Raw genomic sequence first — 26358 nt, forward strand, 5'->3', positions numbered from 1 at the left:
GTGGCGCCGGGCCTCCGGTCGAGCGACGGAACGCCGTGCCGCGGCCGCCGGACGGGGCGCGGCCGCCGGGCGGCACAGGGCGGCCGGTCCGGCTCCGCGGGGACCTTACCCGCTGGATGGCGGCAGGTCGGTCCATGGCGGGGCGGCGGCGTGGACTGCGGCGGCGGCCCCGGGGACGATCCCGGGGACGATCCCGGGCGCCGAGGTGACGCCCCGGGGCCGACCGGCGTCGTCCTGGGAGGTACGCAGGGTGCGCCACTCGCGAGGAGAGACGCCGTAGGCGGCGCGGAAGGCCCGGCTGAAGTGGGCGGGGTTGACGAAGCCCCAGCGCTGGGCCACCGCGGACACGGTGGGGGCCGTCCTGCCTCGACGGGCCAGTTCGCGGCCGCACTCCTCCAGGCGCCGTGCCCGGATGAACCGGCCGACGGTGGTCCCCTCGCCTTCGAACAGCCGGTGCAGGTAGCGGACGGAGATCCGGTGCGTCCGGGCGATGCTCTCCGGCGACAGGTCCGGGTCGCCCAGGTTCCGGTTCACGTGGTCGCGGACGCGCGGCAGCAGATGGTTCCGCGCACCCGCGTCGGTGCCGCCCGGGTGGGCCTGCTCGGCGATCAGGGTGGCGAACAGGTCGACGACGTTGCCGGCCAGCCGGTTCTCTACGTCCGGCGGATAGCCGGCGGTCGAGGAGGCCAGGGTGGCCAGGAAGGGGAGCAGCATCGCGCCGAAGCCGTCGCCTGTGCCGATGGCGCTGCCCGTGACCTGCCGGATGTCGCTGTCCGGCACGCCCAGCGTGCGGCGGGGAAGCTGGAAGAAGTGCTTGGCGAACCGCTGCGGATAGTCGAAGGAGTACGGCCGGGTCGTGTCGTACACGACCAGGTCTCCCTCACCCACCTCGGCCCGCCGGCCGTCCTGGACGAAGGTGGCCGTGCCGGACACCTGGACACAGACCGCCACCAGCGCTTCGGGCGACCGGGCGATCAGCGCGGGGGTGCGGCTGACCCGTTCCGCGTCGGCCTCCACGGTGGAGACCTGGAGGTACCCGAGGCGGTGGGTGGCGATCCGGCCGTCGAACGGGCCGTCTCCCCGCGGGGCGACCGTCATCGGCACCAGCGTCCTGCTCACCGCATCGCTCCAGTACGCGACCTTGTCCCGGTCCGGCACGGAGGCGGTCGTCAACACCAGGCTCAAGTTGCTCTCCGCTCAGGGGAAGTGGCTTCGGGGCTGCGACGGGCGGGCAGCGACCTCGTCGAAGCACGACCGGGCCGCTTCGGCGGGGCCCACGTTCCTGCCCGCGATGAACAGCCAAGCAGCGGGCCGTTCCTGTCTCCAGGCAGAACCACAGGCAGGAATCGCCGGAGCCGACGGGCACGTGCGGCACGTGCGGTGCGTGCGGTGCCTGAACAGCGCAGGGCACCGTGAGCAGGCCTCCGAGGGGAACCACCGGCCGACCGTTCTACTCCCGGACCAGGCAGAACGCTGCACGCATGAACAAGGCGTGGTGCGCGGCGCGGCAACAGGTGGTGTCGTGCCGACCGTAGCGTGACGGCGTCCAGTGCCGTGCCGTGCCGTGCCGAGTGCGGTGCGGCCGACCCGAACCGAGGAGACACTTCATGCCGTACATCACCGTGGGCCAGGAGAACACCACCCCCGTCGAGCTGTACTACGAGGACCACGGCACCGGCCGGCCGGTCGTCCTCATCCACGGCTTCCCGCTCGACGGCCACTCCTGGGAACGCCAGAGCGCCGCGCTGCTCGACGCCGGCCACCGCGTGATCACCTACGACCGCCGCGGCTTCGGCCGCTCCTCCCAGCCGACCACCGGCTACGACTACGACACCTTCGCCGCCGACCTCAACACCCTGATGGAGACCCTCGACCTGCAGGGCGCCGTCCTCGTCGGCTTCTCCATGGGCACCGGCGAGGTCGCCCGCTACGTGTCGACGTACGGCTCCGCCCGCCTCACCAAGGTCGCCTTCCTGGCCTCCCTGGAACCCTGCCTGCTCCAGAGCGACGACAACCCCGACGGCGTCGCACCGAAGGAGTTCTTCGACGGCGTCGTCACCGCCGTCAAGGCCGACCGCTACGCCTACTACACCGCCTTCTTCAACGACTTCTACAACCTCGACGAGAACCTCGGGACCCGCATCAGCGAAGAAGCCGTCCGCAACAGCTGGAACACCGCCGCCGCCGGCGGCTCCTTCGCCGCCTCCGCCGCACCGGCGACCTGGTACACCGACTTCCGCGCCGACATACCCGCCATCGACGTCCCCGCCCTGATCCTGCACGGCACCGCCGACCGCATCCTGCCCGCCGCGAACACCGCCCGCCCCTTCCACAAGGCCCTCCCCACCGCCGACTACGTCGAGATCGACGGCGCCCCTCATGGCCTCCTGTGGACCCACGCCGAAGAAGTCAACACCGCACTCCTCACCTTCCTGACCAAGTGACACCCCACCCACCGGCCGATCAGGAGAGCAGAGACCCCATGCAGTTCGGCGTATTCACCGTCGGGGACGTGACCCCCGACCCCACCGACGGCCGTACTCCGTCGGAACACGAGCGCATCAAGGCGATGGTCGCCATCGCCCTCAAGGCCGAGGAGGTCGGCCTGGACGTCTTCGCGACCGGCGAGCACCACAACCCGCCGTTCGTCCCGTCGTCCCCGACCACCCTGCTCGGCTATGTCGCCGCCCGCACCGAGAAGCTGATCCTGTCCACCGCCACGACGCTGATCACCACCAACGACCCGGTGAAGATCGCGGAGGACTACGCGACGCTCCAGCACCTGGCCGACGGCCGGGTCGATCTCATGCTGGGGCGGGGCAACACCGGCCCGGTGTACCCGTGGTTCGGGCAGGACATCCGCCAGGGCATCAACCTCGCCAAGGAGAACTACGCGTTGCTGCGCAGGCTGTGGCGCGAGGACGTCGTGGACTGGGAGGGTACGTTCCGCACCCCCCTGCAGGCCTTCACCTCGACGCCCAGGCCCCTGGCCGGCGTCCCGCCGTTCGTCTGGCACGGCTCCATCAGGTCCCCGGAGATCGCCGAGCAGGCCGCCTTCTACGGCGACGGCTTCTTCCACAACAACATCTTCTGGCCGGCCGACCACACCCGGCGCATGGTCCAGCTGTACCGGCGGCGGTACGCCCACCACGGCCACGGCCGCCCGGAGGACGCCGTCGTCGGCCTCGGCGGCCAGGTGTTCATGCGCAAGAACTCGCAGGACGCGGTACGGGAGTTCCGCCCGTACTTCGACAACGCGCCCGTCTACGGCCACGGCCCGTCGCTGGAGGACTTCACCGAGCAGACCCCGCTGACGGTGGGCTCACCCCAGCAGGTCATCGAGCGGACCCTGGCCTTCCGGGAGACCGTCGGCGACTACCAGCGCCAGCTCTTCCTGATGGACCACGCGGGCCTGCCCCTGAAGACCGTCCTGGAGCAGCTCGACATCCTCGGCGAGGAGGTCGTGCCCGTACTGCGCAAGGAGTTCGCGAACGGGCGTCCCGCCGACGTCCCGGACGGGCCGACGCACGCGGCGCGGGTCATCGCTTCCGCGACGCAGCGGGGAGCGACCGCCGCATGAGGCTGACCGTCGTTTCCGCGGGACTGAGCACGCCCTCCTCCACCCGCCTGCTCGCCGACCGGCTGGCCGAGGCGGCCCGCGACGAACTCGCCGACCGGGGACACACCGTGTCGATCGAGGTCGTCGAGCTTCGCGCACTCGCCGGCGATGTCGCCAACCATCTCGTGACCGGTTTCGCACCACCGCGACTGGCCGCCGCGATCGACGCGGTGACGGGAGCGGCCGGCCTGATCACCGTGACTCCGGTGTTCGCGGCCTCCTACAGCGGGCTGTTCAAGTCCTTCTTCGACGTGATCGCCCCGGACGCCCTCACCGGGCAGCCGGTCCTGGTCGCGGCGACAGGCGGCACCGCCCGCCACTCCCTGGTCCTGGACCACGCCCTGCGCCCGCTCTTCGCCCATCTGCGCGCCACCGTCGTTCCCACCGCGGTGTACGCGGCGTCGGAGGACTGGGGTTCAGGGGGAGACGAGTACACCGACGGCCTTCCCGCGCGCATCCGTCGGGCGGGCGGCGAGCTGGCCGGCCTCATGGCGGTCCGGCCGGCCCGCACCGAGCCGGAGGACGACGTCGCCGTGCTCGAACGGCAACTCGCCGACCTCCGCTTCGACTGAGACGAGGCCGGGGACCGGCGTTCTCGGTAGCGTGATCGTCTGCTGCGTGGAATGTCTATGTGTCCGGCCGGCCCGTGTGAGGGCTTCCGGCGGAGAGCGATGAGGCTGCGATGAGTGAACTGACGAAGCCCGAGGTCAACGTTCCGGAGGGTGACGCTCCCACCGAGCTGACCGTCCGGGACCTGATCATCGGGGACGGGGCCGAGGCGAAGCCCGGCATGGTGGTCAGGGTCCACTACGTCGGAGTCACGTTCGAGTCCGGGAAGGAGTTCGACGCCTCCTGGGACCGGGGTCAGCCGTTCAAGTTCGCCCTGGGCGGTGGCAGGGTCATCAAGGGCTGGGACCGGGGGGTGAGGGGGATGAAGGTGGGCGGTCGGCGCGAGATCATCGTTCCCCCGCGTCTCGGTTACGGCAAGCAGTCGCCCTCGCCGTTGATCCCGGCGGGTTCGACGCTGATCTTCGTGGTGGACCTGCTCTCCGTCTGACACGGGCCCACCGCCGACCGGTCAGGGCGGGGCGGGCGGTTGTTCATCCCTCCTCCGGAACCCCCCGGCCGGGACCCCCCGGAGTCCCGGGGACGGAACTGTGGGCTCCGTCATAGCCGTTGAGGTCGCCCCCTGAGGAGGTCGGCGGATGATGGTCCTCGCCCTTCTCGTCGTCGCGGTCCTCGTGTGCTTCGGGCTCGCCGGATACGGTTTCGGCCGACTCGGACAGAGCGGGGTGCGCCGGGCCGACCGGCGGACCCGGCTGAGGTGCGCGGCCGCACTGGCGGGCGCGGCCGCCTCGGCCGTGTACGCGTGGGGTCTGCTGAACCTCGGCATGGCGGTGATCACCACGGACGACAGCGGCACCGACGCCTTCCCGGCCCGGCCCTGCCGGGCGGCGGGCGCTCCGGAGGCGGCGGACGTCGTGGGCCACCGGGTCGAGTACCTGCCGCCCCGGTACACCTGCCTGCGGCAGGGCGGCGGGAACTACGCGACCGACGACGTACCCGGCTTCGTGGGTCCGGGCTCGGTGGGCCTCACGGCGACCGCGGCCCTCTGCGCCCTCCTCGCCGGCGTGACATCACCGGCCTCGCCCCGGAAGGCCTCCGGGAAATGACCCGGGCCGGATACGAGGGTGGGGGCGGGGTGCCGTCCTGACCCAGGGTTTCGTGCGCCTGTTTCCGCGCCGGGCGCAGCTGTGAACGGGTCCGGCGCGCTGTGCGCTCGCCGGATCAAGTGAATCCGGATGGGTGTGTGTTGGTCCGGTTATGTCACCGGGCACGTTCCGATCAGCGGTCCTCACCGTTGAGAGGGACACGAATGACGAGCCGGATGAGCCAAGTTGAACTGGAAGGCCTTCTCCGCCAGGCGCTGCTGGTCACGGGTACCGGTGCGCGTTGGACGGCCGATTCCGACGAGATGTGGTGCCGTGTCACGCCCGGGTCCGGGACGCGGCGCGAGCAGGGGTGGAAGCTGCACCTCTCGGCGACGGCGGCCTCCGCGCCGGAGGTCCTCGTGAAGGCGCTGGACGTGCTGCTGCGGGAGGAGTCGGCGTTCAAGTTCGCCCGGTCGCTGGACCGGGTGAGTGCGCTCAACTCCCGCGCCACGCCTCGGGGGAGCTCGGGCAAGTTCATCACCGTCTACCCGCGCTCCGACGAGGAGGCGACCCGGCTCGCCCAGGAGCTGCACCGGGCCACGGCGGGGCTCGCCGGCCCCCGGATCCTGTCCGACCAGGCGTACGCCCCGCACTCTCTGGTCCACTACCGTTACGGCTCCTTCGTCGGCCGGCGCCGGCTGTCGGACGACGGCCTGCTGGTGTGGTTCGTCGAGGATCCCGACGGCAACCCCGTGGAGGATAGGCGCACCGGCCAGTACTGCCCTCCCTCCTGGGCGGTCTGCCCCTTCCCCGCCTCGGTGCCCGACGTGCCGCGCGCGGTGGAGAAGGCGAGTGGCCCCGTGATGCTCGGTGGCCGGTTCGCGGTACGGGAGGCCATCCGGCACACGAACAAGGGCGGCGTCTACCGGGGCAGCGACGTTCGTACGAGCGCCCCCGTGGTGATCAAGGAAGCCCGGCCGCATGTGGAGGCCGACGCCTCCGGCTGTGACGTCCGCGACTGGCTGCGCGCCGAAGCCCGGACGCTGGAGAAGCTCAGGGGCACGGGGCTGGCGCCGGAGCCGCTGGCGCTGTTCGAGCACGGCGGGCACCTGTTCCTGGCCCAGGACGAAGTGCCGGGCGTCACCCTGCGGACCTGGGTCGCCGAGCACTTCCGCGATGTCGGAGGGGAGAGCTACCGCGCCGACGCACTGGCGCAGGTCGGACGCCTGGTGGACCTGGTCGCGGCGGCCCACGCCCGCGGCTGCGTCCTGCGGGACTTCACGCCTGGCAACGTCATGGTCCGCCCGGACGGCGAACTGCGCCTCATCGACCTCGAACTCGCCGTCCTGGAGGACGAGGCCGCCCTTCCGACCCGGGTGGGAACCCCCGGTTTCAGTGCGCCCGAGCGTCTGGCCGACGCGCCCGTCAGTCCGACGGGCGACTACTACAGCCTTGGAGCCACCGCGTGCTTCGTCCTGGCGGGCAAAGTACCGAACCTGCTGCCCGAGGAGCCCGACACCAGGGCCACGGAGCAGCGGCTCGCCGCATGGCTGGCCGCCTGCGCCGGGCCGCTTCGGCTGCCGGACGGCCTGGCGGAGATGGTTCTCGGGCTGATGAAGGACGATCCCGCCGAGCGGTGGGACCCGTCCAGGGCCCGTGAGGCGCTCCGGCGGGCAGTCCCGGTACGGGTGGAGAACACGGTCCCGGTGCGGGTGGAGAATCACTCCGTACCCCGCGCGGCACGGAGCGACGGCCGGGATGCCGGCCTGGACGACACGGTGTCCGGGATCGTGGATCACCTCATCGACTCGATGGATCCGGCGGACGAGCGGCGGCTGTGGCCCGTGTCCACCATGGCCGGGGAGGCCGACCCGTGCACCGTGCAGCAGGGCGCGGCCGGTGTCCTCGCCGTACTGACGCGGTACTGGGAGCTCACCGGTGACGCCCGGCTGCCCGGGCTGATCTCCACCGCGGGCCGCTGGATCGCGGACCGCACCGACGTCCGCTCCACGCGTCCGGGTCTGCATTTCGGCGGCCGCGGAACCGCCTGGGCCCTGTACGACGCCGGGCGCGCCATCGACGACCGGGGGCTCACGGACCACGCGCTGGCCCTGGCCCTCGCCCCGCAACAGGCCGCACCTCACCACGACATCACCCACGGCAGCGCGGGCAGTGGACTGGCCGTCCTCCACCTGTGGCACCGCACCGGTGACCCGCGCTTCGCCGAACTGGCCGTCGACGCGGCCGACCGGCTGGCCGCCTCCGCACAGCGCGATCAGCACGGGGTGGGCTGGCCGGTGCCCGGGGGAGCCGCTTCCCCCGAGGGGGGCAAACGCTACCTCGGCTTCGCCCACGGATCCGCCGGCATCGGCTGCTTCCTCCTTGCCGCCGCGGCCGTCTCGCGGCGCACGGACCACATGGAGCTCGCGGTGGAGGTGGGCGAGCAGCTGCTGGCCGACGCCGTGCTCACCGGCGGTACGGCCCAGTGGCCCTCGCAGGCCTCGGACGTGCCCACGGCCCCGTACTGGTGCCACGGCGCGGCGGGCGTCGGGACCTTCCTCGTCCGCCTGTGGCAGGTGACCGGGGACGACAGGTTCGGCGACCTCGCCCACCGCGGTACGCACGCCGTCACCGAGCGCGCCTCCCGCGCCGCCCTCGGCCAGTGCCACGGGCTGGCGGGCAACGGCGACTTCCTCCTCGACATGGCCGACGCCACGGATGACCCCGGCTACCGCGCCATGACAGAAGACCTGGCCCGTCTCATCGTCTGCGAGAGGGCCCGCCGCGACTCCCAGGTGGTCTTCCCCAACGAGTACGGGGACGTCTCGACCAGCTGGAGCGACGGATCCGCGGGAATCCTGGCCTTCCTCCTGCGGATCCACCACACCGACCCCCGGCACTGGATGGTCCAGCTGCCGGTCTGAGCGGCAGGAGGCCTGCCGCCGGCTCACAGAAAGAAGGAACACGCCCCATGGAGAACAAGGACCTCGAACTGCTCGCCCGACTGCACGCCCTTCCGGAGACCGACCCCGTCGGCGTGGACGGAGCGCCGTTCGCCGCGACGTGTGAGTGCGTCGGCCTGCTGACCCTCCTCAACACGGTCTGTATCGGCGTCAGCTGCGCCTAGAACAGGCACCACCGTCCGGCCGGCGGCTGACCCGGGAAAGCCGCCGGCCGGACCCGCTGTCCGGTGCGGGGCCGGCTGTCCGCGGCTTCGCACCGCATGCGAAGCCGTACGACGAACAGCAACACGACGCGGCTCCACCGATCTCCTGGCGGAGCCGCCCCACCACGCGCCCAGCCCTCGGCCAGGGACGCCGCGCCCGGGCCGCCGCGGAGGGCGAACCCGCAGACGAGGACCAGACACATGCAGCTGCACACCGGTGACGACGACCTTGCCCCGGCGGCCCTCATGACAGCCGCCGTCACCAGCCCGCACGGCGCACAGCGCGGACCCGAACCGGTGTACGCCATCAGCACGCGTGGCCTGGTCAAGAGCTACCCGGGCCTGCGGGGCGCCACGACCCACGCGGTACGCGGCCTGGACCTGGACGTGGCGCAGGGCGAGACGTTCGCCTTCCTCGGCCCGAACGGAGCCGGGAAGTCGACCACCATCGCCATGCTGTGCGCCCTGGCCCGCCCCACCTCCGGTCACGCCACGGTCGCCGGCGCCGACGTGGTCACCCAGCCCCACCAGGTACGGCGGAACGTCGGCACGCTCTTCCAGCACAGCGCTACGGACGCGGACCTGTCAGCCGAACAGAACCTCCACATCCACGCCCGCCTCTACGGGCTGTCCCGCCGACACGCCCGTCTGCGCGCCGCGGAGGTACTGGAGACGGCCGGGCTGACCGACCGGAGGGGCTCCCCGGTACGCACCCTGTCGGGCGGCATGCGGCGGCGTCTGGAAATCGCCCGGGCGCTGTTGCACTCCCCCAGCGTGCTGTTCCTCGACGAGCCGACCACCGGCCTCGATCCCCACGCCCGCGTCCAGGTCTGGGACCACCTCCGCGCCCTGCGCGACCGGCACGGCAGCACCCTCTTCGTCACCACCCACTACCTGGAGGAGGCGGAGAACTGTGATCGCATCGCCATCATCGACCGTGGTCGCGTGGTGGCACAGGGCACTCCCCTCATGCTGAAGGCCGCGATCGGAGACGACCGGGTCGTCCTGCGCACCAGCGACGACACGACGGCGGAGCGGGTCGTACGCGCCATCGTCCGGCCGGACCGCGCCATCACCGTGGACACGGCCGGAATCTCCCTGCGGATGCCGGACGGCAGCACCTGGATCCCCCGCCTCTGCGCGGCACTGGAACGCCACGGCATCGCCGTCCACGCCGCCTCCGCGGCCTCGCCCACGCTTGACGACGTCTTCTTCCACCACACCGGCCGCAGCCTCGACACCGCCGAGCGCGGCAGCGTACCGACCGGTTCCGCCCCGTGCGGAACCACGTCGGAGACCGGCGGCGCCTCATGACCACAGTCACTCCGAAGGCCCCGGACGCCCCGGACGCCCCCGGGATGTCCGGCGGCGGACGGCCGGCCCGTCTGCGTCACGAACTGCGCGCGATCCACGCCCTGGTCCACCGCGACATGCTGCGCCTGGCCGGCCAGCGCACCCACACCGCGCTGATGCTGCTCCACCCCATGCTCTACCTCCTCGTCCTCGGAGGCGGACTGGCCGCCCTCATCCCCCGTTCCTCCCTGGGCGTCGGCTACCAGACCTACCTCTTCCCCGGCATGCTGATGATGACGGTGCAGACACCGGCCATCATGGTCGGCATCCGTCTGATCACCGACCGGCAGAGCGGCTACCTCCGTGAGCTCCTCATGGCCCCCGTCAGCCGCTCCACCCTCCTGCTGGGCAACTGCGCGGGCGGCACCCTGACCGCCACGGTCCAAGGCGCGGTACTGCTCGGCCTCGCCGGCCCGGTCGGCCTCCCCTACGACCCGCTCCTCCTGCTCCTGCTCCTCGGCGGCATGATCCTGGCCTCGTTCACCATCACCGCCCTGTCCCTGGCCCTGGCCGTGACCCTCCGCAGGCCCGAGACCTTCCACACCCTCCTCGGCCTGGTCATGATGCCGCTGCTGTTCCTCTCCGGGGGCTTCTTCCCCCTGCGGTCCCTCCCCGACTGGGCCCACGCCCTCGCCGGCGTCAATCCCCTCGCCTACGCGGTGGACCTCCTCCGCCGCTGCGTCACCCATCGCGTCCCCGACCAGCAAGCCGCCACCGGCATCGAATGGGCCGGCTGGCAGCCGCCCCTCCCCCTCGAAGCGGGCCTTCTCCTGATCAGCGGCACCCTTGCCCTGCTGTGGGCCGCACGACGCTTCAACCATCCGGAATGAGCACCACGCCGAAGGGGCACGGGGGCCGTCGGTTCCGACCGGCTGCGGGCCTGTCGTTCCTCGGGCAGCCCGGCGCCCCGTATCCGTCGTATGCAGGTTCGGTTAGGCTGGCCTTGCCTGGCGCGCGAACCTTGGTGTGCGGGTTCGGGTTCCGGTGCCGCAGGCGGGAACCCGGAGGACGGAACGGGCAGAGGCAGGGCGCAGGTGAGAGACAGCGATCGAGCTTGTGCGCGTCGTGCGCCCGGCGGGGCGGGACGCCCGTGCGTGACGGAGGACGCGGGTTCCGGCCCGGCGCCCGGGACGAGGCGTCGTGGATAAGATCGCGCTCACGGCCGGAGCCCTGTACGTCATCGTCCTGCTTCGCGCCGGAGGGACGTTCGCGGTCGGGTGGCTCGCCGGCGCCGGTGCCCGGCGCAGCAGGTTCGCCGGGCGGATCTCCTCGGCGAAGTTCCGGCGTGCCGAGCTGGCGATTCAGCGGTGGGGCTCACCGGTGGTGGCCGTCTCCTTCCTGACCGTCGGTTTCCAGACCGCGGCCAACTTCCTCGCGGGCAGCATGCGCATGCCGTTGCGGCGCTACCTCCCCGCCCTGTTCATGGGCGGAGCGGCCTGGGCGCTGATCTACGCGACCGCGGGGCTCGGCGTGCTCGAAGTGCTGGGAAGGCTCTTCGCCCAGCGGACGGCCCTCGGGGTGTCCGCCGTGGCCGTCCTCTTCCTCGTGGTGTGCGGGGTGGCGGTGTACCGCAGAAGAAGGGCGGTCCCGTCCTCCGGTGACACCGTTGCCGACGAATCGTGAGCCCGCCCCGCGCTCCGTCGCCGTACGGGCGCCAGCCGTTTCGTGTGACCCGGGCGGGCCCGGCCTTCCGCCGAGCCCGCCACGCCGGCTCCACCGCGGAGCCGGACCCGTGTCACGTCGTCAGCGGCGCAGTGTCAGCAGACCCGGCCGGTAGGGCCACTGTCCGTATTCGCCGCCGGAGTCGGGGGCGCGTCCCTGGTAGAGGAACTGCAGGTTGCAGGGATCGACGGTGAAGGTCTGATCGGCACTGGCGCGGATCAGTTCGCCGTGGCTGATGTCGTTGGTCCAGGTGGCGCCGCTGTTGGCCTTGCCGGCGAAGGGGTTGCTCTCGGTCGCGGCCTGGGGTGTCCACGAGCCGTTCAGACTGGTGGCCGTGAACGAGCGGAAGTAGCGGCCCTGCGAGCCGATCGCCTCGACGATCATGAGGTAGCGGTCCTGGCCCTGGAGCTTGTAGACCTGCGGGGCTTCGAACAGGTTGTTCGTCGTGTCGCTCATGATCGTTGTGTAGGTCGAGCCGAAACTGCCCGGGAAGTTCCCGATCGGCATACTGGCCCGGTAGATCTTGCCGTTGTCACCGGCGAAGAACAGGTACATGTTCGTGCCGTCGGCGATGAGCGTCTGGTCGATGGGGCCTGTCGTGGAGCCGGTGATGCTTCCGGAGAAGAGCACCTGCTGTGCCGACCAGCCGTTGGGGTCGGTGGGGTCGCTCGACGTCCGGTAGGAGAAGGCGCTCCCGCCTCCCCATTGGTAGGCGAGCACCCAGATGTTCTTCGGCGCGAAGTAGAAGAGCGTGGGCGCGACGACGGAGTTCGACATGGTGTTCTGGCCGGCCGAGGCCATCTCCGACCAGTTGCCGAACAGGCTGAAGTTCATCGAACCCCAGCCCGCTCCCGTTCCCGCGGCGCCGTGCGTCGTCGCGTAGACGAGGTGCTTGCCGTTGTACGGGGCGACGGTGAAGTCCTTGAGGGAGGCCCAGCCCGCCTTGGGCTGCGCCAGCGCGCCCGTCGACGTCCAGCGGTACGTCGACGGGAGGGCGCACGTGCCGGGGGTGCCGGCGCCGACCTTGACGAGCTGCCACTGCTGGTTGGTGCCGCCCCAGTCGTCGTACTGGACGATGTTCGCGTTGTCTGCGGTGGAGGCGCCCTGCACTTCGAGGGCCTTGCCGCTGTGGCGCGCGATGAGCCTCACGTGACCGTCCGGGCTGTCGGCGAGCCGCCACTGCTGGTTGGTGCCGTTCGCGTCGGCCCACTGGACGATCGCGCCGCCGTTGGCGGTGGAGGCGCCCTGGACGTCCAGCACCTTGCCGGAGTGGCGGGACTTGACGCGGTAGTAGCCGCCGCCCGAGTCGACGAACTGCCACTGCTGCTGGTTCTGGTCGTTCCTGGACCACTGGGTGATGCGGGCGCCGTCGCCGGTCGCCAGGTTGTAGACGTCCAGGGCCTTGCCGCTGTTGCGGTTGACCAGGACGTACGAGGCGTTGGTGTCGACGGTCGCCGCGGCGGCGGGCGGGGCACCGAGGAGGGTGGCCCCGAGCAGCAGGGACGACAGGACCGCGAGTACGAGGCTCAGGACCAGGGGTGGATGGCGAAACCGCATCAGAAGAGCTCCTTCGGGGGACGGAGGTGAGGTGACGGGTGGTCGGGGACGGGATAGGTGTGAAGGCGGCCGCACATGCCGAAGACCTGGTGCTCCGGGCACTCCAGGCGCAGCACCTCGCCGTGGCCGAGGTGCGAGAGGTCTCCGGCTTTCAGCCGTTCCAGTTGACGGCCGGTCGCGACGGCCGCGGCCAGCGGGCCGTCACGCCAGCGGATCCGCCAGGCGTCCAGGAGTTCGCTCTTCAGGCGGGCGGCCGCGGTGTGGAACTCCCGCAGCCCGCCTTCGCGCAGGGCCAGGAAGCCCTCCAGTGCCAGGTCGCGGCGGCGGCGGGCCGCCGCGGAATGGCCGCCGGTCAGGGCGGCCGCCTTCCGGTAGGCGTGGGGATCGGCAAGGACGGGAGCGGGGAAGGTGAAGACGGCGTCGCCCGCCTCGGGGAGTCCGCTGTTCTGCATGAGCACCACGAGGCGCAGACCGCCGGCGTTGACGAGGCGGTGGATCGTGCCGGGCGTGAACCAGACGACGTCGCCGGGGTGCAGCGGGGTGTCGGCGAAGCCGGAGGTGGTGAGCGTCTGGACGCTGCCCGCGCCGCCGATGACGACGTAGGCCTCGGAGCAGACGAGGTGCATGTGGGGCGTGCCGCCGCACAGTCCGTCGGCGGCCTCCCAGTCGTACACGGTCAGTCCGGAGATCCCCACGCCGCCGGGGAACGGGGTCACCACGGGTGTTCCGCGACATGGCGGGACAGGCGCCCGGGGGTCCACGCGCCGTCGGCCACGACGATCCGGTAGCGGCGCGACAGGGTGTCGCCCGGGGCCAGCGGCAGTTCCTCGTCGAACGCCAGGGACGGGTTGACGGCGGGGATGGGCTCACTGCGGACGAACCAGTGGCAGGGGGCGTCCGGATCGTCCAGGAACAGGAGCGTGGAGGAGCGGTCGACCTCGTCGTGCCTGCCGACGAAGGCCAGCCAGTCGCCCTTCTCGCCCATCGCGGGGCCGATCACGTCGCCGCCGGTGAAGTCGCGCGGGCCGCGCCAGAACAGGCCTGTGTATCCGGCGAGTTCCCTGCCCTGCGTGCCGGGGCTGCCGAACACCAGGTCGGTGTCGAGGACGTTGGTCAGCGCGGTGGTGACCTCCAGGGTCCAGGATTCGGCCTCGACGTCGCACGCGGTCAGCGTGCGGCGCTCGTCGATCCAGTGCTCCCCCGTCATCGTGTGCCAGGCCAGGTCCTCGGTGATCACGGCGCGGCCGTGGCCCGTCGTGGCGGACAGGGTGAGGCTGCGCATCGTGCCGAGGTTCGGCAGGTCCACGTAGCCCCGGCCCCGCAGGTAGGTGCCGCCGCCCCAGAAGTTCTGCCCCGACACCCACGACGCCGTGATCTGGACGCCCTTGTGCCAGCGGTGGTCGTGCGGCCGGTACCCGGTGACGACGTCGCCGGCGAGCGTGCGCACCGGATGCAGGTACGGCTTCGGCGCCTCGAAGGGGTCCATGACCGGCCGGTGCACGTACCGGAAGAGGTCGACGTCGCGAGCCCGGACGATCAGCGAGTCCTCGTTCTCGCGGAGTTCGAGGTTCTCTGGGAGTTCGAAGTTCTCGGGAAGTCCGCACGTCATCGGAACACCTCCGGGCGTCCCCCGTGGAGCGAGCCGTAGAACGGGTCGGCCGCGTCGATCTCTCCGCGCCGGACCGGCAGGCCGCTGATCGCGGCCTTGTACAGGGCGGTGACCAGTTCCATGGTGGCTCTGCCGAGGTCGGGCCGGATCCCCGCCTCGTAACCGTCCAGGAAGTCCGCGAGCTGGGCGGTGTGCGAGCTGGGCAGGTCGTCCGGCGGCTCCCACCTCACGCCGGACGACCTGGTCGTGACCGTCCAGTCCGCGTTGGAGTAGCCGTACAGGTGCCGCAGCTCGACCGTGGCGTCGGTGAGGTCGAACCGCAGGTAGCTCTCCTCGCGCGGGGAGAGGACGCTGTTGACGACCGTCGCGATGGCTCCGCTCTCGAACCGGACCAGAGCCGCGGACACGTCCTCGGTCTGGACGTCGCGCTCGAGGCAGCCGGCCATCGCGCGTACCTCGGCCCATTCACCGAGCACCGCGAGCATCAGGTCCATCTGGTGGATGCCGTGGCCCAGCGTCGGGCCACCGCCCTCGCCCTCCCAGGTGCCGCGCCAGGGCACCTCGTAGTAGGCGTCGTCGCGGTACCAGGCCGTGACGCACTGCGCGACCAGCGGACGGCCCAGCGCCCCGGCCGCGATCCGGTCGCGCAGGTACCGGGCGCCCGAGCCGTACCGGTGCTGGAACACCGCGCCCGCGAACGCGGGACCCTCGGCGGCACGGATCCGGTCGAGCTCGGCAAGGGACAGCGCCACCGGCTTCTCGCACCACACCCACGCGCCCGACTCCAGGCAGGCCACGGCCTGTTCGGCGTGCAGGAACGGCGGCGTGCAGAGGTGTACGAGGTCCGGACCCTGCTCCTGGAGCATCGTCCGCAGGTCGGTGTGGACCGCGGGAACGCCGTGCTCGGCCGCGAACGCCTCGGCGCGCGCCGCGTCCACGTCGACGGCTGCCACGATCACGGCCCGGTGCGCCTGCGCCCGGAGGGCGGGAACGTGGCAGATGCCCGCGATGCCGCCCGTTCCGACGATCGCTGCCCTGATCATCCGCCCAGCACCTTCCTGATCGAGTGGTAGGCGGGCTTGGGCAGCAGGTTCTCGTCGTAGGGCAGCGCCGCGCCCTCACCGGGGAAGACCGAGGGGATCCACGAGTACTTGTCCGTGTAGTCCCAGATGGTGATGCCGACGCATTTCTCGACCGCCAGGCAGGCCTTGACGTAGTCGGCGTACCAGGTGGCCTGGGTGGCGAGTGTCGAAGGGGTCGCCGGGAGGTTCATCCGGATGTCGAGCTCGGTGACCGCGACCTCGACCCCGAGGTCGGCGAAGCGCTGCATGTTCTGCTGGACGTCGGCGGGGAAGCCGTACTGGAGTGCCAGATGGCCCTGGATGCCGAAGCCCTCCACCGGGACGCCGTCGGCCTTCAGCTGCTTGATCAGGGTGTAGTACGCGTCGCTCTTGGGGCCGATCCCGTCGACGTTGTAGTCGTTGAGATACAGCTTGGCGTGCCGGTCGGCCTCGTGGGCCCAGCGCAGGGCGTCGGCGATGTAGCCGGGCCCGAGCGTCTTGTAGAAGAGCGACTCGCGGTAGGTGCCGTCCTCGTTGAAGGCCTCGTTGACGACGTCCCAGTGGATCACCCGGCCCTTGTAGTGCCGGACCACGGTCTGTATGTGGTTCTTGAGGACGGCGCGCAGCTCGTCGGCGGTCCAGGTGCCCTCGGTGAGCCAGGCGGGGAGCTGGTTGTGCCAGACGAGGGTGTGGCCGCGGACCTTCTGGTGGTGGTCCTTGGCGAAGGCCACCACCTCGTCGGCGGCGGTGAAGTCGAAGACACCGCGCTCGGGCTCGGTGGCGTACCACTTCATGGCGTTGCCGGGGGTGGTCTGCCCGAACTCGCTGCCGAGCAGCTTCAGGTAGGCGGCGTCGGTGAACTCGGGGTTGTCGGTGGCGGAGCCGAAGTACTTGTGGTGCTTCTCGGCCAGTTCGCCGAGCGTCCTGGGACGGGGATCGGCGGCGGCGGGCGCGGCGGCGAGGCCGGCTCCGAGGCAGAGGGCGGCGGACAGGGCGATGAGGTTCCGGGACATGGATATGGGCATGAACATGGGCATGACAGGTGACTCCTCGGTTCCTTGGCGGTTCAGTCGAGGACGATGGTGGTCAGCGCGCGCGGGGCGAGCTTCGCCGTGAGGGTCGTTCCGTGCGTGGAGACGATGTCGGCCGGGGTGATCGAGCGGGTCTCGTCGGTGACGTAGCCGGCGGGGTGCCGGTCGCGCCCGCCGCGGAGGGAGAACTCGGCGGAGCTTTCGGTGGTCGCGGTGTTGAGGATCTCGATCACCCGGCTGCCGTCGGTGTTGCGGAAGGCCGTGATCCGCAGTGCCGGGTCGGCGTTCGTGACCGGCACGCGGACGGCGTCGGGGCGGATGAACCGGCTGAAGGCGGCAAGGGCCCAGTACCGCTTGGACACCCGGTAGTCGTCTCCGGGGTCGGCGAGCTGGATGAGCCCCCGGGTCGCGCCGAGGGACGCGCCGGTCCAGTAGACGTAGGCGTTGGCGTTGCCGACGGTCAGGGTGTTCTGGATGTCGGCCGCGACGGTGAAGCCGTCGTAGCCGCTGCCGTCGTCCCAGTTCTCGTTCCAGGCGGTGCCGTCCGGCGACCATTCCGACATCCACACGCGCTTGTCGGTCGGCTGCGGGACGTCGGTCGGACCGCTGTAGCGGTGGCCGGTGATGGTCCGTACGGCCTTGCCGGCCACCGGGTCCGCCTCGATGGCCTCGGTGTAGGTGAGCTGCCGGTCCCAGCCGGCGGCGTCGCAGCAGACCAGCTCGGTCTTCAGTCCGGACGCGCGAACGGTCGGCCCGAGCACCTTGAGGAAGTCGACGGCCTGCTGCGGGGTGAACCTCATCGAGGCGTAGGTCGCCGTCCAGTCGGGTTCGTTGGTGAACCCCAGGTCGGTGATCCCGATGCCTTCCTGCCGGTAGAACTTCGCGTACCGCACGAGGTAGTCGGCGTAGGCCTGACGCCATTCGGGCCGTAGTTCGCCGCCGTCGTTCTCGCTCCCGTTGGTCTTCATGAAGGCCGGGGCGCTCCAGGCGTCGGCGAAGAACCGTTCGACGCCGTAGGCCTTGGCCTCCTTGGCGAGCCAGACCTGGCCGCCGTCCCAGCCGTCCCAGACGTACTTCGGCGTGGCGTCCGGCCCGCCGGGGTCGGCCGGCAGGATCGTCGGCATGTGGTCGTAGACCCTGTCGGTCGACGACCCGATGCCCAGGCGCAGGATCGAAAGGCCCGCGCCTTTGTCCTTGCTGAGCAGCAGGTCGAGCACCTCGCGCCGCTTGGCCGGGCTGAGGCCGCGCGCGCCGTGCAGCAGGTCGGCCCGCTGGAAGGCCATCGAGAAGCCGAATCCGTCGATGGGCTGGAGTTCGGCGCGGAAGTCGATGGCGGGTCGGGCGGGGTGGGCGGCGGGTCGCGCGGGGGCGGCCGCGACCTGCGATGTGAGCGCTAACAACACGACGGCCGTCAGCACGGTCAGACGTTTCACAAGGTCTCCTCGGGGGTGGGGGTCACGCGGGGCGGGTCAGCCCTTGGTGGCGCCCGCGGTGAGGCCGCCGATCAGCTGGCGCTCGGCGACGGCGTAGAAGGCGAGGGCCGGGACCATGGCGAGCACGATGTAGGCGAGGACGAGCGCGTAGTCGGTCGAGTACTGGCCCTGGAACTGCTGGACGCCGACCGGGATCGTCTGCCATTTCGGGTCGTTGAACACAAGGAGCGGCAGGAAAAAGTTGTTCCAGCTCGCGACGATCGCGAGCACCGAGACCGTGCCGAGCGCCGGACGCGCCATCGGCAGCAGGATCTTCCAGAAGAAGCGGAACTTGCCGCAGCCGTCCATGACGGCCGCCTCCTCGACCTCCGCCGGGATGGTCCGGAAGAAGCCGCGCAGAATGATGATCGTCATGGGGAGCCCGAAGGCGGCCTGCGGGAGGATCACTCCGAGCGGGTTGTCGAGCAGGCCGAAGGTGCGCAGCAGCAGGAAGAGCGGCAGGACGGCCACCGCGAACGGGAACATCAGCCCGATCGTGAACAGCGTGTAGAACAGCTCCCTGCCGCGGAAGGCGTAGCGGGCCAGTACGAACGCCGCCATCGCGGACGCCGCCACCGTGCAGAAGGTCGTGCCGATCGCGATGCCGGCGCTGTTGGCCATCTGCCGCCAGAACATTCCGTCGCCGAGGACGCCGGTGTAGTTGCCGGTCTTCCAGTGCTCCGGCAGCCCGAACGGATTGGTCGTCAGCTCGCCGGTGCTCTTGAACCCGGAGACCACCGCGTAGATCAGCGGCACGACGACGAACGCGCCGATCAACCAGACCACGGCGTGCGACGACAGGCCGCGTGCCGTCCTGCGGGCTTTCATCGGCCACCTCCCGTGGTGACGGCCCCGCTCAGGTCACGGCGGAGCACGTAACGCTGGTAGAAGAGGGAGAAGACCAGACTGATCATGAACAACACCACGCTGATCGCACTGGCGTAGCCGACCTGGTAGCGCTTGAACCCGAACTGGAACATCGAGATCGCCATCGTCTCGGAGGAGTGGTTGGGACCGCCCGCGGTCATGACCCAGACGAGGTCGAAGAGCTGGATGGCCCCGATGACCGAAAGGAAGACGCTGATCCGGATCGTCGGACCGAGCAGCGGCAGCGTCACGTGGCGGAAGCGCTGCCACGCGCCGGCGCCGTCGATGGAGGCGGCGTCGAGGACCTCGCGCGGGATGCTCTGCAGCCCGGCGAGGAACAGCATCATGTGGAAGCCGAAGTACTTCCAGGTCATGACCACGAACAGGGTCGGCATGACCGTCGAGGGATCGGCGAGCCACTTGCCCCGCAGCCCCTCCAGGCCGAGGGCGCCGGCGAGATGGTCGGCCATGCCGTCACCGGGAAGGAAGATCATGGTGAAGAGGACCGCCGTGACCACCTCGGACAGGATGTACGGCGCGAAGAACAGCATGCGGTAGACGGCCCGGCCGCGCAGCTTCTGGTTGAGCAGGACCGCGGTGAACAGCGCGAAGGGCAACTGCACCGTGATCGACAGGACGATCAGGTACAGCCCGCGCCCCATGTCGCCGAGGAAGACCTGGTCGGCGAACAGCCTGGCGTAGTTCTCGAAGCCGACGAAGTCGTCCATGGGGCCGATCCCGCCCCACTTGAAGAAGCTGGTGTGGACGGCGACGGCGATCGGGGCGAGGACGAAGACGAGGAAGAGGACCAGGGCCGGGACGAGGAACCAGACGATCGACGCCCAGCTTCCCAGCTCACGCGGGAACGACCGGGCCGGAGCGGGCGGTCGCACCGGTACGGCGTCCTCCGCCCGGTCCTCGCCGGGGTCCTCCGCCCGGTCCTCGGTCGGGCCCTCCGCCCGGTCCTCGGTCGGGCCCTCGGTCGGGTCGTCGGTGGGGGTGGCCACGGAACTAGGCACCCTTCGCAGCCTCGGTGATCGACCGGGTGACCTGCTCGGGCGTCTTCTTGCCCGCGATGAGGTCGGCGACGCTGTCGTTGACCTCCTGACCGACCGCCGGCGGGTAGGCCTGGTCGAGGAAGAGCTGGAAGCCCGTCGCCTTGACCAGGCTGTCGGCCACCACCTTCTTGTTGGCGTCGGTGAGCTGGCGCTCCGCGCCCTTGACCACCGGCAGGTAGCCGTTGGAGGCCAGCAGCTTGGACTCGTTCTCCAGAACGAGGAACTTCAGGAAGTCCAGCGCCTCCTTCGGGGCGCCCTTGCGCAGCGCGAAGCCACCGCCGCCGCCGAACACCTCGGTGGCCCGGCCGGCTCCGCCGTCGACCGTCGGGAAGGGGAAGAAGCCCAGGTCCGCTCCGAGGCCGGCGCCCGCGTCCTGCTGTACCGACGGCGCCCACTGCCCCATCAGCTCCATGGCGGCCTTGCCGTTGCCCATGGTCGCCGCCTGGCCGCCCGGGGTGGCGTAGCCGGCTCCGAGGAAGGCCTCCTGGAACGGCTGGAGGTCGACCAGCTCCTTGAGGTGGGTGCCGGCCTGGACGAAGCCGGCGTCGGTGAAGTCCTTGGTGGTCGCGGCCCGTTGCAGCGCGGGGAGGCCCGCGACGCGCATCGCGAGGTAGGCCCAGTAGTAGTGGCCGGGCCACTTCTCCTTGCCCGCGAGGGCGATCGGGGTGACGCCCGCCGCCTTGAGCTTCTTGACGTCCTCGAGGAGCTCGGCCCAGGTGGCCGGCGGCGCGGTGATCCCGGCCTTGGCGAAGAGCTTCTTGTTGTACCAGAAGCCGACCATGCCGATGTCGTAGGGCACCCCGTAGGTCCGGCCCCCGATCCGGTAGGCCTGCAGCGACACCGGGGTGAGCTCGGAGGACCAGCCGAACGCGTCGGTGAGGTCCTCGACGAGACCCGCGTCGACCTGCTGCTGCAGCACTCCGCCGCCCCAGGTCTGGAAGACGTCGGGGAGCTTGCCGGAAGAGGTGGTGGCGGTCAGCTTGGACTTGAACGCCTCGTTCTCCAACGAGGTCGTCTCGATCCTGACGTTCGGGTGAGCGGCCGTGAACGCCGAGGAGATCTGCGGGAAGAGGGACTTGCCCGGTTCCGTCGTGGCGATGTTCCACCACGCGAAAGTCACCCTGCCGTCGGCCGCCGGCTTGCCGCCGGAGTCGCCGCCGCCGCAGGCCGCGGTCAGCGAGACGGACACTGCGGTCAGGCCCGAGAGCGCCAGGAAGCGTCGTCGACTCGGGGGAGTGCTGGCCATGGGACCTCCGGAGTGGGATTGCCGATTCGAGCTCGAAAACTTTTCGTAATACTCTCGAATTCCGTGCTGCCACAAACTAGGAACGCGGGGCTTCTCGGTCAAGGCCTGTCACCGAATTACCCGCAGGAATCAAGTACTTACAGGCTTGACAAGCAGTCATGCCGACCGGAAACTCTTCGAAAAGTTTGCGGTACTTGTCGCCGACCCCCGGCACCCGCGCAGAGGAGAAGAGTTGAGCGAGCAGCGTCCGACCCTGGCCGTCATCGCCGCGGAGGCAGGGGTCTCCCAGGCCACCGTGTCCAAGGTGATCAACGGCCGCTCCGATGTGGCGCCCTCGACACGCGAACGGATCGAGACCCTGCTGCGATCCCACAACTACCTCCAGCCCGGCCGGCAGAGCAGGGCCCGCAGGTCGGGCCTGGTCGACCTGATCATCGGCGGTCTGGACAGCGCGTGGGCGGTGGAGATACTGCGCGGCGTCGAGGCCGAGTGCGCCCAGCGGGGCGTCGGCACCGTCGTGTCGCTCGTCCCGCCGGGCGAGGCCACGCCGTCGAGCTGGGCCGCGCTGCCGGTCCTGCACCACAGCGACGGCGTCATCCTCGTCACCACCTCGGTCACCCAGGCCCAGCGCGCCCAGGTCGAACGGGCCGGGGTGGCCCTGGTCGTCATCGACCCGATCGACCTGCCGGGCAACGGTGTGCCGAGCATCGGCGCGACCAACTGGGCGGGCGGCCTCGCCGCCACCGAGCACCTCCTTGAGATGGGGCACCGCCGGATCGCCGCGATCGGCGGGCGCAAGGAGATGCTCTGCAGCCAGGCCCGCATCGACGGGTACCGGGCCGCCCTCGAACGGGCCGGGATCGAGGTGGACCGCGACCTGATCCGGTTCGGCGACTTCCAGCACGAGGGCGGGTTCCGGCGCGCCCAGGAACTGCTCGCCCTCCCCGAGCCGCCGAGCGCCGTCTTCGCCGGCAGCGACCAGCAGGCGATGGGCGTCTACGAAGCCGCCCGGCAGGGCGGGCTGCGCATCCCGCAGGACCTCAGCGTGGTCGGCTTCGACGACCTGCCGATGTGCGAATGGCTGTCACCTCCGCTGACGACGGTGCGTCAGCCGCTGGAGGAGATGGGCCGGCTCGCCGCCCGCACGCTGTTCCAGCTTCTGGAGGACCAGCCCCTGGTCAGCCCCCGGATGGAGCTCTCGACCGAGCTCAAGGTCCGGCTCTCCACCGCCCCGCCCCGTCCCTAGGAGAACCCCTTGACCGAACCCTGGCGTGACCCCCTCCTGCCCGCGTCCGTGCGGGTCGCCGATCTGCTGAGACGGATGACGCTGGAGGAGAAGGCGGGGCAGCTCGCCGGTTTCTGGGCGCTGCCCTCGAATCCGGGAGCACCCGTCGCGCCGATGGAGGACGACTCCGGCGAGTCCGCGCCCGGCCTCGACGACATAGTCGCCCACGGGCTCGGCCAGCTCACCCGGGTGTACGGAACCGCGCCGATCACCGCGGAGGCCGGGATGGAGCGGCTCGCCTCGCTCCAGCGGCGGGTGACCGGATCCGGCCGGTTCGGGATCCCGGCGGTCGCGCACGAGGAGTGCCTGACCGGGTTCATGACGTTCGGGGCGACGGTCTTCCCCGGGCCGCTCGCCTGGGGTGCGTCCTTCGATCCCGGACTCGTGCGGCAGATGGCCGCCGCCATCGGCGCGGGGATGCGGCGGGTCGGTGTCCACCAGGGGCTGGCTCCGGTCCTCGACGTGGTCCGCGACTACCGGTGGGGAAGGACCGAGGAGTGCATCGGTGAGGATCCCTATCTCGTCGGAGCGATCGGCACCGCCTATGTGCAGGGCTTGGAGGGCGCCGGGATCGTGGCGACGCTCAAGCACTTCGCCGGGTACTCGGCCTCGCGCGGCGGCCGGAACATGGCCCCCGTCGCCTCGGGGCCGCGCGAGTTCGCCGACGTGCTGGTCGAGCCCTTCGTACGGGCCCTGCGAGAGGGTGGCGCCCGGTCGGTGATGAACAGCTACACCGACGTGGACGGCGTCCCGGTGGCCGCGGACGAACGGCTGCTGACCGAACTGCTCAGGGGTGAGCTCGGTTTCGGCGGTGTGGTCGTCGCCGACTACTACGCCGTCTCCTTCCTGGAGACCCGGCACGGCGTCACCGGATCGCGCGGCGCGGCCGGCGCACTGGCGCTGACCGCCGGAATCGACGTCGAGCTGCCCACGGCCCGCTGCTACGGCGAGCCGCTGACCGAGCTCGTGCGGTCGGGAAGCGTACCCGAGGCGCTCATCGACCGGGCCGCGGAACGGGTCCTGCTGCAGAAGGCCGAGCTCGGCCTGCTCGACCCCGCCTGGGAACCCGTCGAGCCCGAGCCGGTCGAACTCGACCCGCCGGAGAACCGGGCACTGGCCAGGCTTCTGGCCGAACGGTCCACCGTGCTCCTCGCCAACGACGGCATCCTGCCGCTGCGGCCGTGCCGGGTCGCGGTCAGCGGGCCGTACGCCGAGGACCCGCAGTCCTTCCTCGGCTGCTACTCCTTCCCCAACCACGTCGCGCTGCCCGGCGACCTCGGCCTTGAGATCCCGACGCTCGGCGAGGCGCTCACCGCCGCCGGGTTCACGGTCACCGCGGACGATCCGGACGTGAACGTGCTGGTGCTCGGGGACCGGGCCGGCATGTTCGGCCGGGGCACCTCCGGAGAGGGCTGCGACGCCGAGACCCTCGACCTGCCCGGCGACCAGGCCGCACTCGCCTCCGCCGTCCTGGACTCCGAGGTGCCGACCGTCCTGGTCCTCGTCTCCGGACGGCCGTACGCGCTCGGCACACTGGCCGAACGCGCGTCGGCCGTGGTGCAGGCCTTCTTCCCCGGCGAGGAGGGCGGGACGGCGCTGGCCCGGATCATCAGCGGGGCCGCGGAACCGTCCGGGCGGCTGCCCGTCTCCATCCCCCGCCGGGTCGGCGGCCAGCCCGGCACCTACCTGCGCGCCCGGCTCGGCGGGCACACCGACTGGAGCTCGGTGGACCCGACCCCGCTGTTCCCCTTCGGACACGGGCTGAGCTGGACCGGCTTCACCTGCTCGGAGCTCTCGGTGGATCCCGTCGCCGCGACGGACGGAACCGTCTCCGTCGCGGTCACCGTACGCAACGTCGGCGAGGTGCCCGGGACCGAGGTGGTCCAGCTGTACCTCTCGGACCCCGAGGCGTCCGTCGTCCGGCCGCAGCGGTGGCTCGCCGGATTCGGCAGGGTCGAGCTGCAGCCGGGCGCGGCCGCCCGGATCACCTTCTCCGTCCATGCCGACCGGACCTCTTTCACCGGGGTCGACCTGCGGAGAAGGGTGGAGCCCGGGGAGATCGGCGTGGCCGTCGGACGGTCCAGCGGCGATCTTCCGCTCCGGGGCTCCTTCACCCTGACCGGCCCCGTACGTCACCCGGGGGCCGACCGGGTGCTGTCCGTGCCGGTCGAGATCGTCCCCGTTCCATGACCACGTCGTTCGACGATCCCGTGTTCGGTGATCCCGTGCTGCCGGGGTTCCGGCCCGACCCGTCCGTCTGCCGCGTGGGAGCGGACTACTACCTGGTGACGTCCAGCTTCGAATGGTTCCCGGGCCTGCCCGTGTTCCACAGCCGCGATCTCGTGAACTGGCGGCGTCTCGGCTCCGCGCTCGACCGGCCGTCCCAGCTCGACCTCGACGGATGCGCGCCCTCGCGCGGCCTGTTCGCACCGACGATCCGGCACCATGACGGGCTCTTCCATCTCGTCTGCACGCTGATGGACGGCCCCGGCCATTTCGTCGTCACGGCGACCGACCCGGCGGGGCCGTGGTCGCGGCCGCACCGGCTGGACGGCGAGGGCTTCGACCCGTCACTGTTCTTCGACGACGGGCCGGACGGCGACGGCCGGGCCTGGTTCACCGCCGCCCGCGTACGGGACGAGGCCGCCGGCCGCACCGAGATCTGGATGCGCGAATACCTTCCCCGCGAACGACGGCTCACGGGACCCGAGCACGTCCTGTGGTCGGGCAGCCGTCCGGGCGCCCGGTGGTCGGAAGCCCCGCACCTCTACAGGATCGACGGCGCCTGTCTCCTGCTCACCGCCGAGGGCGGCACCGATGTGGACCACAGCGTGGTGGCCGCCCGCGCCGAAAGCGTGACCGGCCCCTACGAGGGCGCCCCCGGCAACCCCGTGCTCCCGCCGGCCGAGGGTCCGGTCACCTGCACCGGGCACGCCGACCTCGTCCAAACCCCGTACGGCGACTGGCGGGCCGTCCTCCTGGGCGTCCGCCCGGGCTCCGCCCTCGGCCGTGAGACCTTCCTCAGCCGGATCACCTGGGACGACGGCTGGCCGGTCTTCTCCCCCGTCGTCCACATCGCCCCTCGCCGCCCCCTTCACGACGGCTTCGCCGCCCTCTCCCCCGGCTGGAGCACCCTGCGGACCCCACCCACGCGGTTCTGGGCCACCGGCGACGGGCTGCGTCTCCAGGTCCGCCCCGAACGCCTCGGCGAACGCACCACCCCGTCCCTCCTGGCCCGCCCCCAGGAGCATCCCGACTGCGACGTCTCCACCGAACTGCGCTTCACCCCCGCCGCACCGGACGAACAGGCAGGCCTCGCCGTCGTCCTCGACGACGACGCCCACCTCCTGTTCCTTCGCACCGCGGAAGGACTCATCCTCCGCCGCGGGCCCGAGCTCCTGGCCCGAGCTCCCGTCCCCCCGGGCCCCGTTCGCCTGGGGGTCCGCATCCGCGGCTTCAGCCACACCTTCGCCCACGCGGCACCCGACGGCGCCTGGCAGAACCTGGCCACCGTCGAAGCCACCTTCCTCACGCCCCTGTTCACCGGCGTCCAGCTCGGTCTCTACGCGACCTCCAACGGCCACCCCTCCACCAACCAGGCCCACTTCACGAGGTTCGACATCACGTACCCGGATTCAACGGGGTGACCACTCCGGGGCGTTCGAAAGTTTTTCGATGACTTTTTGTGCAGGCCCAGGCAACTACTCGGCCGCCTCTGAA

General features: G+C 71.1%; 23 protein-coding genes. 13 read left to right on the forward strand and 10 right to left on the reverse strand.

Annotated elements, in window-relative coordinates; genetic code table 11:
- Positions 1-105: 105 nt before the first annotated feature.
- The gene (locus ACFWUY_RS18005) at positions 106-1176 is read right to left on the reverse strand and encodes a helix-turn-helix domain-containing protein (RefSeq protein ID WP_384108848.1); all 1071 of its coding nucleotides are present in this window, start codon (positions 1174-1176) and stop codon (positions 106-108) included.
- A 431-nt stretch (positions 1177-1607) separates the two neighbouring features.
- Here ACFWUY_RS18005 and ACFWUY_RS18010 point away from each other — a divergent pair, with 431 nt between their 5' ends.
- From ACFWUY_RS18010 to ACFWUY_RS18055, 10 genes are all read left to right on the forward strand, one after another.
- Positions 1608-2444, forward strand: a complete 837-nt coding sequence (locus ACFWUY_RS18010; RefSeq protein ID WP_384108532.1) for an alpha/beta fold hydrolase — start codon at positions 1608-1610, stop codon at positions 2442-2444.
- A 38-nt stretch (positions 2445-2482) separates the two neighbouring features.
- A complete protein-coding gene (locus tag ACFWUY_RS18015) occupies positions 2483-3580 on the forward strand; it encodes an LLM class flavin-dependent oxidoreductase (protein WP_384108534.1) in 1098 nt (365 codons plus the stop codon).
- A complete protein-coding gene (locus ACFWUY_RS18020) occupies positions 3577-4191 on the forward strand; it encodes an FMN reductase (RefSeq protein ID WP_384108537.1) in 615 nt (204 codons plus the stop codon). Before ACFWUY_RS18015 ends, ACFWUY_RS18020 begins: the two co-directional genes overlap by 4 nt.
- 110 nt (positions 4192-4301) lie before the next feature.
- The gene (locus ACFWUY_RS18025; protein ID WP_384108539.1) at positions 4302-4676 is read left to right on the forward strand and encodes an FKBP-type peptidyl-prolyl cis-trans isomerase; all 375 of its coding nucleotides are present in this window, start codon (positions 4302-4304) and stop codon (positions 4674-4676) included.
- Between the two features lie 148 nt (positions 4677-4824).
- Positions 4825-5292, forward strand: a complete 468-nt coding sequence (locus ACFWUY_RS18030) for a hypothetical protein (protein ID WP_384108542.1) — start codon at positions 4825-4827, stop codon at positions 5290-5292.
- Positions 5293-5495: 203 nt separating this feature from the next.
- Positions 5496-8195, forward strand: coding sequence for a class IV lanthionine synthetase LanL (gene lanL / locus ACFWUY_RS18035; RefSeq protein ID WP_384108545.1), 2700 nt, complete (start codon positions 5496-5498; stop codon positions 8193-8195).
- A gap of 47 nt (positions 8196-8242) precedes the next feature.
- A complete protein-coding gene (locus tag ACFWUY_RS18040; protein WP_384108548.1) occupies positions 8243-8398 on the forward strand; it encodes a VenA family class IV lanthipeptide in 156 nt (51 codons plus the stop codon).
- 240 nt (positions 8399-8638) lie between these two features.
- The gene (locus ACFWUY_RS18045) at positions 8639-9751 is read left to right on the forward strand and encodes an ABC transporter ATP-binding protein (RefSeq protein ID WP_384108550.1); all 1113 of its coding nucleotides are present in this window, start codon (positions 8639-8641) and stop codon (positions 9749-9751) included.
- On the forward strand, positions 9748-10620 hold the full coding sequence (locus tag ACFWUY_RS18050; RefSeq protein ID WP_384108553.1) for an ABC transporter permease: 873 nt from the start codon (positions 9748-9750) through the stop codon (positions 10618-10620). Before ACFWUY_RS18045 ends, ACFWUY_RS18050 begins: the two co-directional genes overlap by 4 nt.
- A 310-nt stretch (positions 10621-10930) precedes the next feature.
- Entirely contained in the window at positions 10931-11413 is a 483-nt protein-coding gene (locus tag ACFWUY_RS18055) for a DedA family protein (RefSeq protein WP_384108556.1), read from the forward strand.
- A 120-nt stretch (positions 11414-11533) separates the two neighbouring features.
- On the opposite strand, the gene ACFWUY_RS18060 is transcribed toward ACFWUY_RS18055, so the two are convergent.
- The 9 genes from ACFWUY_RS18060 to ACFWUY_RS18100 all read right to left on the reverse strand — a co-directional run bounded on the left by ACFWUY_RS18060 (position 11534) and on the right by ACFWUY_RS18100 (position 21353).
- Positions 11534-13009, reverse strand: a complete 1476-nt coding sequence (locus ACFWUY_RS18060; RefSeq protein ID WP_384108559.1) for a non-reducing end alpha-L-arabinofuranosidase family hydrolase — start codon at positions 13007-13009, stop codon at positions 11534-11536.
- On the reverse strand, positions 13009-13725 hold the full coding sequence (locus ACFWUY_RS18065) for a cupin domain-containing protein (RefSeq protein ID WP_384108852.1): 717 nt from the start codon (positions 13723-13725) through the stop codon (positions 13009-13011). Before ACFWUY_RS18065 ends, ACFWUY_RS18060 begins: the two co-directional genes overlap by 1 nt.
- Positions 13722-14618, reverse strand: a complete 897-nt coding sequence (locus tag ACFWUY_RS18070; RefSeq protein ID WP_384108562.1) for a PmoA family protein — start codon at positions 14616-14618, stop codon at positions 13722-13724. Before ACFWUY_RS18070 ends, ACFWUY_RS18065 begins: the two co-directional genes overlap by 4 nt.
- Positions 14615-15661: a Gfo/Idh/MocA family protein gene (locus ACFWUY_RS18075; RefSeq protein WP_384108565.1), complete on the reverse strand. Its 1047-nt coding sequence runs from the start codon at positions 15659-15661 to the stop codon at positions 14615-14617. Before ACFWUY_RS18075 ends, ACFWUY_RS18070 begins: the two co-directional genes overlap by 4 nt.
- Positions 15658-16710: an endo-1,4-beta-xylanase gene (locus ACFWUY_RS18080; RefSeq protein ID WP_384108855.1), complete on the reverse strand. Its 1053-nt coding sequence runs from the start codon at positions 16708-16710 to the stop codon at positions 15658-15660. The genes ACFWUY_RS18075 and ACFWUY_RS18080 overlap by 4 nt, the downstream gene beginning before the upstream one ends.
- Before the next feature lie 35 nt (positions 16711-16745).
- Complete coding sequence (locus tag ACFWUY_RS18085) at positions 16746-18143, reverse strand: glycoside hydrolase (protein WP_384108568.1); 1398 nt, start codon at positions 18141-18143, stop codon at positions 16746-16748.
- Between the two features lie 36 nt (positions 18144-18179).
- Positions 18180-19010, reverse strand: a complete 831-nt coding sequence (locus ACFWUY_RS18090; RefSeq protein WP_384108571.1) for a carbohydrate ABC transporter permease — start codon at positions 19008-19010, stop codon at positions 18180-18182.
- Complete coding sequence (locus ACFWUY_RS18095) at positions 19007-19903, reverse strand: carbohydrate ABC transporter permease (protein ID WP_384108858.1); 897 nt, start codon at positions 19901-19903, stop codon at positions 19007-19009. The genes ACFWUY_RS18090 and ACFWUY_RS18095 overlap by 4 nt, the downstream gene beginning before the upstream one ends.
- A gap of 157 nt (positions 19904-20060) precedes the next feature.
- Complete coding sequence (locus ACFWUY_RS18100) at positions 20061-21353, reverse strand: extracellular solute-binding protein (protein ID WP_384108574.1); 1293 nt, start codon at positions 21351-21353, stop codon at positions 20061-20063.
- Positions 21354-21585: 232 nt separating this feature from the next.
- Here ACFWUY_RS18100 and ACFWUY_RS18105 point away from each other — a divergent pair, with 232 nt between their 5' ends.
- The 3 genes from ACFWUY_RS18105 to ACFWUY_RS18115 are packed head-to-tail and all read left to right on the forward strand — an operon-like array spanning position 21586 to position 26285.
- Complete coding sequence (locus ACFWUY_RS18105; protein ID WP_384108577.1) at positions 21586-22599, forward strand: LacI family DNA-binding transcriptional regulator; 1014 nt, start codon at positions 21586-21588, stop codon at positions 22597-22599.
- A gap of 9 nt (positions 22600-22608) precedes the next feature.
- The gene (locus ACFWUY_RS18110; protein ID WP_384108580.1) at positions 22609-24828 is read left to right on the forward strand and encodes a glycoside hydrolase family 3 N-terminal domain-containing protein; all 2220 of its coding nucleotides are present in this window, start codon (positions 22609-22611) and stop codon (positions 24826-24828) included.
- Positions 24825-26285, forward strand: coding sequence for a glycoside hydrolase family 43 protein (locus tag ACFWUY_RS18115; protein WP_384108582.1), 1461 nt, complete (start codon positions 24825-24827; stop codon positions 26283-26285). Before ACFWUY_RS18110 ends, ACFWUY_RS18115 begins: the two co-directional genes overlap by 4 nt.
- Positions 26286-26358: the final 73 nt, after the last annotated feature.

Origin of the sequence: Streptomyces sp. NPDC058664, from assembly GCF_042716635.1 — a bacterium.
Taxonomy (GTDB): domain Bacteria; phylum Actinomycetota; class Actinomycetes; order Streptomycetales; family Streptomycetaceae; genus Streptomyces.